This window comes from Oceanobacillus sp. CF4.6, assembly GCF_051262635.1.
Lineage (GTDB): Bacteria > Bacillota > Bacilli > Bacillales > Amphibacillaceae > Oceanobacillus.
Genome location: NZ_JBIMEX010000011.1, coordinates 130576 through 143348, shown reverse-complemented (window position 1 = coordinate 143348; position 12773 = coordinate 130576). Strand labels below are relative to the sequence as shown.

General features: G+C 37.8%; 12 protein-coding genes. 1 reads left to right on the top strand and 11 read right to left on the bottom strand.

Features of this window, described 5'->3' with window-relative positions; all coding sequences use genetic code 11:
* Positions 1-354: 354 nt before the first annotated feature.
* From ACHABU_RS16000 to ACHABU_RS15960, 9 genes are all read right to left on the bottom strand, one after another.
* Positions 355-1395 (bottom strand): MBL fold metallo-hydrolase, encoded by a 1041-nt coding sequence (locus ACHABU_RS16000; RefSeq protein ID WP_435765938.1) that lies wholly within the window; start codon positions 1393-1395, stop codon positions 355-357.
* A 60-nt stretch (positions 1396-1455) separates the two neighbouring features.
* A complete protein-coding gene (locus tag ACHABU_RS15995) occupies positions 1456-3453 on the bottom strand; it encodes an acetoacetate--CoA ligase (RefSeq protein ID WP_435765937.1) in 1998 nt (665 codons plus the stop codon).
* Positions 3454-3516: 63 nt separating this feature from the next.
* The gene (locus tag ACHABU_RS15990) at positions 3517-4305 is read right to left on the bottom strand and encodes an enoyl-CoA hydratase/isomerase family protein (RefSeq protein ID WP_435765936.1); all 789 of its coding nucleotides are present in this window, start codon (positions 4303-4305) and stop codon (positions 3517-3519) included.
* A 377-nt stretch (positions 4306-4682) separates the two neighbouring features.
* Positions 4683-6155 (bottom strand): aldehyde dehydrogenase, encoded by a 1473-nt coding sequence (locus tag ACHABU_RS15985; protein ID WP_435765935.1) that lies wholly within the window; start codon positions 6153-6155, stop codon positions 4683-4685.
* Position 6156: 1 nt separating this feature from the next.
* On the bottom strand, positions 6157-6351 hold the full coding sequence (locus tag ACHABU_RS15980) for a 2-hydroxymuconate tautomerase (protein WP_087974914.1): 195 nt from the start codon (positions 6349-6351) through the stop codon (positions 6157-6159).
* A 21-nt stretch (positions 6352-6372) separates the two neighbouring features.
* Positions 6373-7164, bottom strand: coding sequence for a 2-keto-4-pentenoate hydratase (locus ACHABU_RS15975; RefSeq protein ID WP_435765934.1), 792 nt, complete (start codon positions 7162-7164; stop codon positions 6373-6375).
* An 18-nt stretch (positions 7165-7182) separates the two neighbouring features.
* On the bottom strand, positions 7183-7962 hold the full coding sequence (locus ACHABU_RS15970) for a 2-keto-4-pentenoate hydratase (RefSeq protein WP_435765933.1): 780 nt from the start codon (positions 7960-7962) through the stop codon (positions 7183-7185).
* Between the two features lie 169 nt (positions 7963-8131).
* Positions 8132-9154 (bottom strand): 4-hydroxy-2-oxovalerate aldolase, encoded by a 1023-nt coding sequence (gene dmpG / locus ACHABU_RS15965; protein WP_435765932.1) that lies wholly within the window; start codon positions 9152-9154, stop codon positions 8132-8134.
* Complete coding sequence (locus ACHABU_RS15960) at positions 9151-10065, bottom strand: acetaldehyde dehydrogenase (acetylating) (RefSeq protein ID WP_435765931.1); 915 nt, start codon at positions 10063-10065, stop codon at positions 9151-9153. The genes dmpG and ACHABU_RS15960 overlap by 4 nt, the downstream gene beginning before the upstream one ends.
* Before the next feature lie 146 nt (positions 10066-10211).
* On the opposite strand from ACHABU_RS15960, the gene ACHABU_RS15955 reads away from it, so the two are divergent.
* Positions 10212-10988, top strand: a complete 777-nt coding sequence (locus ACHABU_RS15955) for an IclR family transcriptional regulator (RefSeq protein ID WP_435765930.1) — start codon at positions 10212-10214, stop codon at positions 10986-10988.
* 175 nt (positions 10989-11163) lie between these two features.
* On the opposite strand, the gene ACHABU_RS15950 is transcribed toward ACHABU_RS15955, so the two are convergent.
* Together ACHABU_RS15950 and ACHABU_RS15945 are read right to left on the bottom strand one after the other, a co-directional pair.
* Entirely contained in the window at positions 11164-12141 is a 978-nt protein-coding gene (locus ACHABU_RS15950) for a catechol 2,3-dioxygenase (RefSeq protein WP_435765929.1), read from the bottom strand.
* 135 nt (positions 12142-12276) lie between these two features.
* Positions 12277-12759, bottom strand: a complete 483-nt coding sequence (locus tag ACHABU_RS15945) for a flavin reductase family protein (protein WP_435765928.1) — start codon at positions 12757-12759, stop codon at positions 12277-12279.
* Positions 12760-12773: the final 14 nt, after the last annotated feature.

The window sequence follows — 12773 nt, the reverse complement described above, 5'->3', positions numbered from 1 at the left end:
CCATTTGGACTATGGTTCCATTGATGCAAGGCCAATGTGCCTGTCCCCCATTGCTTTAAAGTATTAAAGCGGGGTCGGCACTTTTTCTTTCATTATCATATTTCTTTCATTGTTCTTATTAGTATCATCATTTTGTGCTGAAGAGTAATTACTCGTCTTATTCGATTCTTCTGTCTGTTTTCCTCCACTTTACTATCAGCAATCCATTGCAAACACTCCTTAAAGACAACGTAACACCCTCATTTAATCTGTCTACCTTTATAGGAATAATCTCAATGCCCCCAATTACTTTTAATACGATAAATAATCAAGGTACAAGCATCTGATTCTAAACTCTTTCAAAACCATAGCCATTTAATCTTCACTTACTTTCACTTCATCTCCAATTTCAATCGTCATCAAATCTTCCCCCAATACAACCTTACCATCGTAAATTTCGTTAGTCCGATCTACTATTGTAGCTTCATGTTCAGGTAAGAAGGTTGCAATATGTGTGTATACCGCAAGTTTAGGGTTTACTTCCTTAAATATTTCTCCTGCTTGTTCCGGAGTCGTATGATAAGCTTCAATGTTTTTATGAGCTTCGGATTGATATTCTTCTTCTGGACCTTTTACTACTACGACTTCCTGAACGAGTAAATCCGTATCCTTTGCATATTTAATGAGATTTTCACTATATGTGGTATCTCCAGAAATAACGACGGAATGGCCATTGTAATTAATTCTATATCCTAATGCTGGCTTCATGGGACCGTGATCAACATGAAATGCAATCACTTCCACACCATTATTTTCGTATACGACCCCTTCGTCAATCTCATGAACTTCCGTACCCAACCCGGATGCTCCTTCCACCTTTTTACGGGTTTGGATATCTACTTCAAAAGCTTGGATGGTGCTATTAACCATGTTCTCGGTTCCTTTTGGTCCCCAGACTTGAAAGTCACCTTCTCGATTTCCTCTTGGGTCAGGCACAGCTGCCGTTATTAGTACATCCGCAAATCCTACTGTGTGGTCATGATGCAAATGAGTAACAAATAGTTTATCAATCATTCCAGGAGAAATATCAATTTGATCTAATCGAAGAGCTGCTCCTCTTCCAACATCAAAAAGTAATTTTTCATCTCCAACTTCTACTAACGTGGCATTCCCAAAACGGTCCATGGATAACACTGGTGACCCCGTTCCAAGAAGCGTTACCTTTATATCTGCACTACTTTCTTCCTGAGCTATCTTGTCCGTATCATCTTTTTGTTCGGAAGATGCATTACTATCCTGATTCGACTCTTTCTCCGGGTTTTCCTCACTTTTCGATTGACTCTCCGTTGCACATCCTCCTAACCAAACGAAAGAAATAAAGCAGATGACAATCAAAAATAGATATTTATTTTTCAACTTCTATACTCCAATCATAGCAAATCAAATATTGTCTATCCCAAAGTCTACTATTTACGGTTAATGAGATCTTACTTCCAGCGTCTCTTTAAACCCCACAAAATATTGAATCGATTCCGGATTCAATAAGGAACCGATGTTAATCGCTTCTTCCAGTGGGACGCCCATTAAGATCTTCTTAATTGGAACTTCTATTTTCTTTCCATTTAAAGTCTTTGGTAGATCGTCAACTTCAATTATTTCATTTGGAATATGTCTTGGTGAGCAGTTTTGGCGTATCGTTTGTTTAATTCTCGTTTTTAATTCATCGGTAATTTGCTCTCCATCCTTTAACACAAGGAATAAAGGCATAATGGATTGCTCCGAACTTATCGGAATGTCCAAGATTAAACTGTCCGCTATTTCCGGTACACTATCGAGGGCACTGTATATTTCACTTGTACCCATTCGAATACCACCACGGTTAATCGTAGCATCGGAACGACCAAAGATAATTCCTGTACCTCTTGAAGTAATTTGGAGAAAATCACCATGTCTCCAAATTCCAGGAAAATGATTAAAATAACTATTCCGATATCTTTCTCCGTTCTCATCATTCCAGAAGTAAATAGGCATGGATGGCATTGGTTCTGTAATCACAAGTTCACCGATATCATCTATGATTTCGTCCCCTGCATCGTTAAATGACTTCACTGCGACACCAAGTGCGCGTGCTTGTATTTCCCCGGCATAGACGGGTAACAGTGGGCTTCCTCCTAAAAATCCCGAGCAAATATCCGTACCGCCGCTGGTAGAATAAAGCCATACATCTTCTTTTACCTCTTCGTAAACCCAATCAAAGCCAGCATCTGGTAATGGAGAGCCTGTTGATCCAATGGCTCGTAAGTTAGAAAGATCATAGGTTTCTTTTGGTTTTATCCCTTCCTTGGAACTTGCCATTAACAGACTTGCACTCGCACCAAATACGGTCATTTTGCTAGATTCTGCAAATTTCCATAGCGTTTCATAATTTGGATAACCTGGATTACCATCATATAGAACGATAGTAGTTCCTGTTAATAGTCCACTTACAACAATATTCCACATCATCCATCCCGTTGTGGTAAACCAAAAGAAACGGTCACTTTCTTGCAAATCATTTTGCAGTCCATGAAATTTTAAATGCTCCAGTAATATGCCCCCATGCCCATGAACAATCCCTTTTGGTTTTCCAGTTGTTCCAGAAGAATACAAGATCCAAAGCGGATGATTAAATGGCAACTGTTCAAAGGTTAATGTTGCTTCACGGTTTTCTTTTAGTATTTGATTCCATCGTATCGTAGCATGCCCTTCTGGAACTGCTTCTTCTAGCTCCTCACGTAAATAAGGAATGATAATCGTTTGTTCCAATGTAGGCAATTCCTTTTGAATTTGTACGATATTCTCCAGACGGTCATATTGCTTTCCATTATACTGATAGCCATCAACAGCAAACATTACTTTTGGCTGTATTTGTTTAAATCGATCAATGACACTTTTCACACCAAATTCAGGAGCACAACTGGACCAAACGGCACCAATACTCGCACATGCCAAGAATGCAGTGATCGTCTCATGAATATTGGAAGAATAAGAAACGACTCGATCACCTGGTTTGATTCCAATATATTTCAAATAAGCCGCGATAGAAGCTGTATTTTGTTTTAATTCTTTCCATGTTAATGCAGATTTTGACCGTGTTTCCGATTGATAAATGATTGCTTCTTTATCTGGATCTTCTTTTCTAAAAATATGTTCCGCATAATTTAAGGTTGCATTTGGAAACCATGTCATATCAGGCATTGCTTCACCTGATAAAACAATACCATCTTTTCTTTCTCCTTTTATTTCAAAGTAATCCCAAATTGCTACCCAAAAATCTTCCTTTTCATCCACCGACCATTCCCATAATTCGTTGTAGTTTTCAAAGAGTAGGCCCTTCTCTTCCCGAAGCCAAGTCATAAATTTTTTCAAATTTGATCTTTCTTGCATTTCTTGTGAAGGTTGCCAAAGTATACGTTGCTGCACTTCTTCTGTCATTTTCATTGCCCCTTCCTAAAAAAAGTAAATCTATAAAAATACCGAAAACGTTTTCTATCAAATTTACTTTTTATGAAAAGCTGCTTCCCGTTTTTCCAAAAATGCAGAAATCCCTTCTTTTCCTTCTTTACTTGTTGCCCTTTCAGCTAGTGATAAAGACTCTAATTGCATTTGCGACTCTAATGTTTCTTGTAGCGAATGATAGAATAATTTTTTCGTTTGTCCATAAGCATTTATCGGGCCATTTGCTAACTTTTCAGCTAAATGAACTACTTCTTCTAATAGGCTTTCATCAGAATGGGTGTCATTAATAATTCCCCATTCTTTTGCTTCAACTGCACTTAATTGTTTATTCGTATACATTAACTCTAATGCTCGTTTCATCCCAACCACACGAGGTAAAAAATAGCTTCCAGATCCATCTGGTGTTAATCCTACACGGTTATAAGCCATCACAAACTTTGCTTTTTCAGAAGCATAGCCTAAGTCACAAGCAAGAACAAGGCCCATTCCAGCACCAGCTGCCGCTCCATTCACCGCACCAATAAAAGGTTTTTCCATCCTCGTAAAAATGGATACTGCTTGGTGCAAATGTGTTGTCACATGTTTAAGATGGGAACTAATTTCTTCCCCTTGTTCGGAGAAGCTCTTTAAGTCGCCTCCAACTGAAAACGCACTCCCTTGACCTGTAATTACGACCGCTCTGATGTTTTCACTCTCCGAACACTCTAAAGCAATATTCATCAGTTCTTTCGCCATTTGTAAATTAATCGCATTCCCTTTATTTGGTTGATTTAAGGTCACCATTCCTACATTATTTTTTACTGTTAATTCAACAAGGTTATTTTCCATAAAAGAACTCCTAACGTGTACATAATTTTATTACTATTCTTCATATTTAGTTCGAAACATTTTCAATTATCATTGCAATGCCTTGGCCTCCACCAATACATTATTTTATAACCTCCTAAAGTAATGGGGGACTAGGCACTTGGATCCGTTTTTGCTTCAATTCGTACTTTCGGTTGGAGGAAGTATGAATAATTCATATTTTAAGATGGTTTTAATCCTTCTAAATTAGATAGTGCTTCCTTCTTAAATCGTCGTTTTTTATGTACCATTTTTTCCAATTCCCTAGCTGTGCTCCTGAATCTCCTCAAGTGAACCTGTCTTTTTTTCAAAAAAATAAAGATGGCTCTCCTCATTTTTTGAGAAGAACCGTCTTCTAGTTAATTTAATGCAATGCAAATATTTTTCGCTTCGGTAAAGAATTCCATACTATGCTGACCGCCTTCTCTACCCATACCACTCTTCTTGAATCCACCGAATGGAGCGCGAAGGTCACGTACGAACCAACAGTTTACCCAAATCGTACCAGCACGAACATTATGAGAAACACGATGTGCTCTTTGTAGGTTTTCTGTCCATACCACACCATTTAATCCATAGTCCGTGTCATTAGCGATGTGAAGGGCCTCTTCTTCCGTATCAAACGGAATAATCGTTACAACTGGCCCAAAAATCTCTTCCTGACAAATACGAGCTTTCGGATTGTCGTGTAAATAGATAGTAGGTTCAAGATAGAAGCCATTGCTTAGATGTTCTGGAAGGTCTGGGCGTTTTCCACCACTTATGAGCTCTGCACCTTCTTCTTTCGCAATTTCAAAGTAGCTTGTTACCTTATTATAATGAACTTCACTAACCAATGGTCCCATATCTGTCCCTTTTTGTTGCGGATCCCCTACTTTTAAAGCCTGTGCAGCTTGCTTGAACTTCTCCAAGAATTCATCCAAAATAGAACGCTCGACTAGAATTCTTGATCCAGCAAGACATACTTGACCTGAGTTAAAGAATGCTGCACGAATGGAACCTGGTACAGCTTTGTCAAGATCCGCATCTTCAAAAATAATGTTTGCTGCCTTACCACCAAGTTCAAATGATACTTTCTTTAACGTATCTGCACCACTTTTTAGGATTCGTTTACCAGTAGCAGTTGAACCAGTGAAAGAAACTAAATCAACTTCTGGATGTGTAGTCAATGCATGGCCTACAACTCCACCTTGACCTTGCACAACGTTTACTACACCATCAGGAATTCCTGCTTCTTTTGCAATTTCACCTAAAAGAGAAACAGATAAAGGAGTGTTTTCTGCTGGCTTAATGACAGCCGTATTTCCCCCAGCTAGACATGGTCCCAGTTTCCAAGTCGTCAACATAAAGGGAACGTTCCAAGGAGTAATTAATGCAGCAACACCAACCGCCTCATACCTAGTATAGTTGATGAATTCCTCACCCATCGGGTATGTTTCTCCACCTTGTTTTTCTGCAAAATCTGCAAAGAAACGAATATTATTTGCTGCACGTGCAACTTCATGGGTCACTGTAGCTTCATAAGGTTTCCCAACATCCATTGCGTCGTAACGAGCAATTTCTTCTTTTCTTTCTAAAATGATATCTGCCATTTTTCTTAATTTAACAGCACGTTCTTCTACAGACATTTGTCTCCAAGGTCCATTCTCAAAGGCATCTCTAGCTACTCGACATGCACGGTCTACATCTTCCGCTGTAGCCTCACTAACACGTGCAATCAGTTCTTGGTTAGCTGGGTTCATTACATCAAATGTATTATTATCACTTGCAAACACATACTCTCCATTAATGTATAGACCGATTTCTTTTACATCTGTTTTTACAGTTGCCATTTTATTTCCCCCTCCGTTTTTTCACTGATTCACCAGCAATACCCCAATGTTCAGGTGGTAGTTCATTAATCATCACTCGAACACTTTGTTCTGGCGCATCAAAAACTTCTGAAGCCAAATCTGTTACTTCACGAATAAAGCGCTCTTTTGTTTCTGGTGTTCTTCCTTCTAAAATATTAACTTGAATAAATGGCATTTTTTTCACCCCTATATTTATTTATTCTGTAAATATTGCATGAACGGAACCGATTCCATCAAAACTAGCAGTATATTGGTCTCCTGGTGCAATTTCTAGAGCAGCAGATAGAGATCCACTTAATATCACTTCACCTGATTTTAGACTTTTCCCTACTTTATAAAGTCTATTAGCAAGCCAAGCAATTGCTCTTGCAGGGTGTCCCATTACTGCTGCTCCAGCACCAGTTGCTGCAACTTCCCCATTTCGTCTATAAACAAATCCCATTAATTTTAAATTCAAGTTTTCTGGATTGTAAAAACGTTCTCCAATAATGAATCTGGAAGAGGAGGAATTATCACTTACCGCATCAGCAAGTGTAAATTTAAATCCAAAAAATCTACTATCGATAATTTCGATAGCCGGTGCAACATATTCTGTTGCATCAAGTACATCTGCTACACTTACATGTGGACCTTTTAATTCTTTATTTAAAACAAATGCAATTTCTGGCTCTGCTTTTGCATGAATAAAAGGAGCAATGGAGATCGGTTCTCCTTCATATAGTTGCATGCTCTCTAGTAAGACACCATAAGAAGGCTCATGAACACCAATCATTTGCTGTTTTGCTTTACTCGTTAGACCTAATTTCCATCCAACTCTCTTCGTATTTTCTTCCTTTTCTTTCATTTCTACTAATCTATCTTGAATTTGATATGCTAATACCTCATCTAATTCAGGATATTTATCTACAAATTTATCCACTGCAGTTTTATTTTTTTCTGCATCAAACAATTCCTTTGCAATAACATCTACTACATCTGTTTTAATCATGATTTCACCTCTCTCCTTCTATCGTTTAAACGTTACACTAATAGAACCAATATGATCAAATTCTGCTGTAAATGTATCTTGATCATTTATCTCCACTGCAGCGGTTAATGCACCAGATAATACAACTTCACCAGATTTAAGCGAAACATCATATTTGCCTAAAGAGTTTGCTAACCAAGCAACAGAACGTAATGGATTGCCTAACACAGCAGCTCCCGCTCCAGAATCGATCATTTCACCATTTTTATAAGCAACCATACCAATATGGGTTAAATCAATACCAACTAATTTAGTTGGTTTCCCACCGATAACAGCCGCTGCTGATGAACCATTATCTGCTACTGTATCTTCAAATTTAATTTTCCAATCATCAATTCTACTATCAATAATCTCTATGGCAGGAGCTATATAATCCGTAGCCTCGATTACATCCATTATTGTGACATTTGGACCCTTTAAGTCTTTCTTCAACTTGAAAGCAATCTCAAATTCTACTTTTGGTTGAATAAAGTTTTCTAATGGGATATCCTCCCCTTCTACATACATCATGTAGTCTAGTAAATGTCCATAATCTGGTTGATTGACGCCGAACATATTCTGGATTGCCTTACTAGTCGCTCCAATTTTCTTACCAACAATGATTACGCCCTCATTTTCAACTTTGTGACGAATGATTTCCAATTGTGTATGGTATGCTTCATCAACTGTAATACCTGGATAAGTATCTGTTAATGGTTGGATAACATTTTTTGATTTTTCCGCTTCCAACAATTTTGTTGCCGCTTCTTGTACTGTCATTTATACCCCTCCTTAATCATTTAATAGTCTCTCGAAATTCAACGAATCGGATGGAGCAATGGATTCATCACCCAATCCAAATGGTGATGTCTCTAATATGTTATTATTCAGTTATTTTTTGAATATTGTACCATTTTACTCTGAAACTTCCGAGAATCTATTTGTTAGCCTACTTTATATTCTGAAGATCTTTTTTCTTCTCCGCTAGTTCAAGGGCTATATCTAAAATCCAATCTTCTTGACCTGCAATGGCTTGACGTTTTCCTAGTTCTTCCATAATTTCAGTAGGATTCAAATCAAATTGCTCTGCTGCTTTTCTTACGTGTAATAAGAAACTATTGTATACCCCTGCATATCCACTAGCTAAATTATCTCGGTCGATAACAATTGGACCTGGCATGATTGGTGCAACTACTTCTTCAGATAAATCCATCAATCCAGCTAAACTAATAGCTGTATCAATTCCCATTTTATTTAATGTAGCTACAATCACTTCAGTTGGTGCATTACCAGCACCAGCACCTAAACCTCTTACTGTTCCATCGACTTGATTTGCCCCTGCTTCAAGTGCCGCTACCGTATTACCAATAGCTAACCCCAAGTTATTATGCGCATGGAATCCTACATCGATGGATAATGCATCTTTTAGAGCAGAAACTCTTTCCCTTACATCTTGTGGAACAAGCGCTCCCGCTGAATCTACTACATACACACAGTCTGCTCCATAAGACTCCATGAGTTTCGCTTGACGGGCAAGTACTTCAGCTGGTTGTGTATGAGACATCATTAAGAATCCAACAGCCTCAATATCTAATTCTTTTGCCAAACGGATATACTGTTCTGTTACATCAGCTTCTGTACAATGAACAGCTACTCGAATCGCTTTGACTCCAATTTCTACCGCTTCCCTTAATTCTTCACTCGTACCGATTCCAGGAACAAATAAGGAAGCAATTTTTGCTTGTTTTACTGTTTCAACAGCTGCTTTAATAAGTTCAAATTCTGGGATTTTAGAAAAACCTTGTTGAATCGTGGAACCATTTAAACCAGCACCATGACTTACTTCTATCACTGGAACACCAGCTTCATCTAACCCACGTACAATATCTTTCACTTGTTCAATAGTATAACTATAACTAATAGCGTGCGAACCGTCTCTTAACGTCGTATCCGTAAGTCTTGGAATACTCACTTTCGTACCTCCTCTTTTTGTAAGGAATGACTGGCGTATAATTCTCCGACTTTTCTTGCGGATGCTGTCATAATATCTAAATTCCCAGCATATTTAGGGAAATAGTCTCCCGCACCCTCAACTTCATTCATAATGACGACAACTGGTAATCGTCCCCATGGAGTGTCTCGATAGTCAATGATTGGTTCCGCTTTTAAACGATAACCTGGTACATATTCAGAAACATCCTCAATCATATCATTGATAGATTTCTTGATTGCATCGAAGTCAAAATCTTTCTCGTTAATTGCTGCATAGACCGTATTTGCCATCGTAATTGGTGGTTCTGCTGGGTTAAATACAGGTATTGCTCTAGCAGTTCTAGCTCCGCCAACTTTCACTAGGGAGTTGGCCGTCGTTCTTGTAAACTCATCCACATTTTGTCTTGTTCCAGGACCAATCGCACGACTCGCCACCGTTGCAATCATTTCTGCATAGTGAACAGGAACAACTCTTGAAACTGCATGAACAAGTGGTGTAGTTGCTTGGCCCGCACAAGAAACCATGTTGACATTTTTCGCTTCAATATGATCATTTAAATTAACAGGCGGCACGAGATACGGTCCTATCGCTGCAGGAGTTAAATCAACTGCCATTTTACCAGCTGCTTTTAATTGTTCAGCTGCTTTAATATGCGCTTTTGCACTAGTTGCATCAAAAACAATCTTGATTTCTGGATCTTCTAAAATTTCCTTAATCCCCTCATGACTAGCCCCTATTCCCGCTTCCCTCGCTCTACGTAAACCTTCCGATTCAGGGTCAATACCAGCCACTAAGGATAACTCCATCGTTCCATCATTCTTTAAGATTTTATACATTAGGTCTGTACCTATATTTCCAGATCCTAATATTGCCACTTTCATTTTTGACATGACCTTCCACCTTCCGCTCTATTAATCTTTAACCTTTTAAATTGATTATAGTATTTTAAAAATGTTCGAACAATGTAACCGTCCCTCTATAGTGGACATTTTCAGAATATTTATTTATAATTGTCTTATAAAGGAGGGAAACTTATATGGAACAACTCGAATCGAAAAAATTACTTTCTTCTGTAAACAACTCAATGCGAGTATTACGTGCTTTTACAATGGATCAACCACAAAAAGGAGTTCGTGAACTTGCAAAAGAACTTGGTATTGGAAAAAGTAGTGTACAGCGAATTCTAACAACACTAGCTGCTAATGGTTTTGTCCGTAAAAATGAAGAAACGAATAAATATGAACTTGGTATTTCGGTTCTAGAATTAAGTTCGATTTTTTTAGAACATATTGACCTTCACCATGAAGCATTTCCTATCGTTACTAAACTTGCACATACACATAAGGAAACATCGCATCTTGCTATTTTGAGTAATATGGAGATTGTTTACTTATGTAAGGTTGAAAGTCCTTATTCCGTTAAATTACGCTCCCACTCTGGACTTCATAATCACACACATTGTACAAGCTCGGGTAAGCTTTTACTTGCTCACAGCGATCCATATCTAGTAGACACCATCCTACGTAATGGTCTTGTAAAATACACTTCTACAACGATTACCGAAAGAGATAAATTTCATAATGAATTAAATAAGATTCTTAAACAAGGTTATTCTGTAAGTAGAGGTGAATATCGTAAAGACGTCACCTCGGTTTCCGCACCTATTCTGGACCACTCCGGTCATGTAATCGCTGCTATCAATTTAGTAGGACCGAGTAATCGCTTTACAAAACCAAGAATTCAATTCTTTGCACGTGAATTAATGAACGCTGGTGAATTAATTTCTGAAAAACTTGGCTACTGGAACTATTAATTAAAGCGCATATAAGTATACCTTAGAAAATTTGGCATTCGCCAAGCCTTATGGCGAATGCCTTAGCCCGCACTTATGCAAGATAAGAAAGTTTATACTTTCTTACCTGCCAATAGAATGAGAAGATTTCTTTAAAAAAAAGTCTTTTATAAAGAAATCTTCTATTCTCATTACTTTATTTGGCAATTTCAGGAACGGTTATTGGAGTACCTTGGTTCCACCATGAATCAGGGAAAGCAGTTCCAATCCAAGTATCCCCATACCCGGGTGTATCTTTCATTTCCCAAATAACCGTTTCCCAAGTTGGGTCTGTGATTAGATATCCTGCGTCACCAAATAATTCAATACGGTTTCCGCCTGGCTCGTATACATACATACAGAACGCTTGACTAATACCATGTTTATTTGGTGGTACTTCAATAAATATATCATTTTCTTTTAATAGGTCTGCAATATCATATAGGTTTTGTGGAATTCCATACCAGTAGCATAGATGGTGCAATTTACCTGGAATTTGATTTGGTTCTTGCATAAATGCGATTTCATGAACCAAGTTAGAAACACTCAACCAACTCCCAAGAACATTTCCTTCATTTTGGATTTGTTCTCTTACTCTAAATCCAAGCGCATCCACTAAGAAGTCTGTGTTTTTACCAGGATTTGAAGTCATAAGATTAATATGATCTAAGCGACGTACAGGTACACCACGATCAGGTCGTTTTACGTTACGGTTTAAAAGTCTTGTTTTCTCTTCTTTTTTTGGCTGATAGTATTCAACATCAAATAGTAATTCCATATTATGTCCATCAGGAGTTGTGAATTGATATGCAGGTCCATGTCCGATATCTCCATCAATCCAGCCTTTACCTAAACCAGTTGCCTTCACTGCTTCCACCCGACGCTCTAATGCTTGTGGAGAGATAGTACGCAAAGCTAAATGACCTAAACCAGCATCATTCGATTCAGTGATTTTTAGCGTGTTTTGGTACGTATCTTCATATGCTTTCAAATAAACGGACTGACCAAATCGTGCTGTAACACTCATCCCTAGAAATCTAGTGAAAAATTCTACACTTTCTTCTGGTTTTGGAGACAGAATCTCCACATGCGCTAATTGTGCTACATCAAAAATTGGTTCTTTAAATTGACTCATTTCTAATTCCTCCCTGTAATTTAATATAATACGGAACCGCTTACATTATAGGTTGAATCTATTTGTCTTAACTGCTTATCTATATAATATAGCGCTCGCAACTAGATTCATAGCTATCTATATTTCTACAAAAGCTTACATAACAGCTTCTTCAGTTTCATCCAGTGAAGTATATTTTCCTTTATAGAACAGCAACGGATCAGAGCACTCCTGAAGCTTAAGATCAATTACCTTCCCAATAAAAAGAGTATGGTCTCCTTCCACATGTTCATTTACTACTTCACAAGAAATTTGTGTATTAGCCCCTTTGATTACTGGTAAATCTGCTAAACTCTCAAATGAAACATTTCTGTCTTCTTTGATTTGTCCAGCAAATATCATGGATAATTCTTTTTGATTCTGAGATAGAATGTTGATAGCATACTTTTTACTTTTTCTTACTTTTTCTAACATGCTTGCATTCTCCCCAATAGAAATCACAACTAACTTCGGATCTAATGAAACGGACATGAATGCATTTGCTGTCATTCCATGAATATCTCCATCTACTTCCGTTGTAATAACATTTACACCAGTTGCAAACTTTCCCATCGCATTTCTAAATTGACGATCATCCATTAAAATTCTCCTCC

Coding starts and splice junctions, on each gene's coding strand:
- ACHABU_RS15985 (WP_435765935.1), bottom strand. CDS start 6,155: ATGGCAACTGTAAAAACAGATGTAAAAGAAATCGGTCTATACATTAAT.
- ACHABU_RS15975 (WP_435765934.1), bottom strand. CDS start 7,164: ATGATTAAAACAGATGTAGTAGATGTTATTGCAAAGGAATTGTTTGAT.
- ACHABU_RS15970 (WP_435765933.1), bottom strand. CDS start 7,962: ATGACAGTACAAGAAGCGGCAACAAAATTGTTGGAAGCGGAAAAATCA.
- ACHABU_RS15995 (WP_435765937.1), bottom strand. CDS start 3,453: ATGACAGAAGAAGTGCAGCAACGTATACTTTGGCAACCTTCACAAGAA.
- ACHABU_RS15950 (WP_435765929.1), bottom strand. CDS start 12,141: ATGAGTCAATTTAAAGAACCAATTTTTGATGTAGCACAATTAGCGCAT.
- ACHABU_RS15945 (WP_435765928.1), bottom strand. CDS start 12,759: ATGGATGATCGTCAATTTAGAAATGCGATGGGAAAGTTTGCAACTGGT.
- ACHABU_RS15960 (WP_435765931.1), bottom strand. CDS start 10,065: ATGTCAAAAATGAAAGTGGCAATATTAGGATCTGGAAATATAGGTACA.
- ACHABU_RS15980 (WP_087974914.1), bottom strand. CDS start 6,351: ATGCCATTTATTCAAGTTAATATTTTAGAAGGAAGAACACCAGAAACA.
- ACHABU_RS15990 (WP_435765936.1), bottom strand. CDS start 4,305: ATGGAAAATAACCTTGTTGAATTAACAGTAAAAAATAATGTAGGAATG.
- ACHABU_RS15955 (WP_435765930.1), top strand. CDS start 10,212: ATGGAACAACTCGAATCGAAAAAATTACTTTCTTCTGTAAACAACTCA.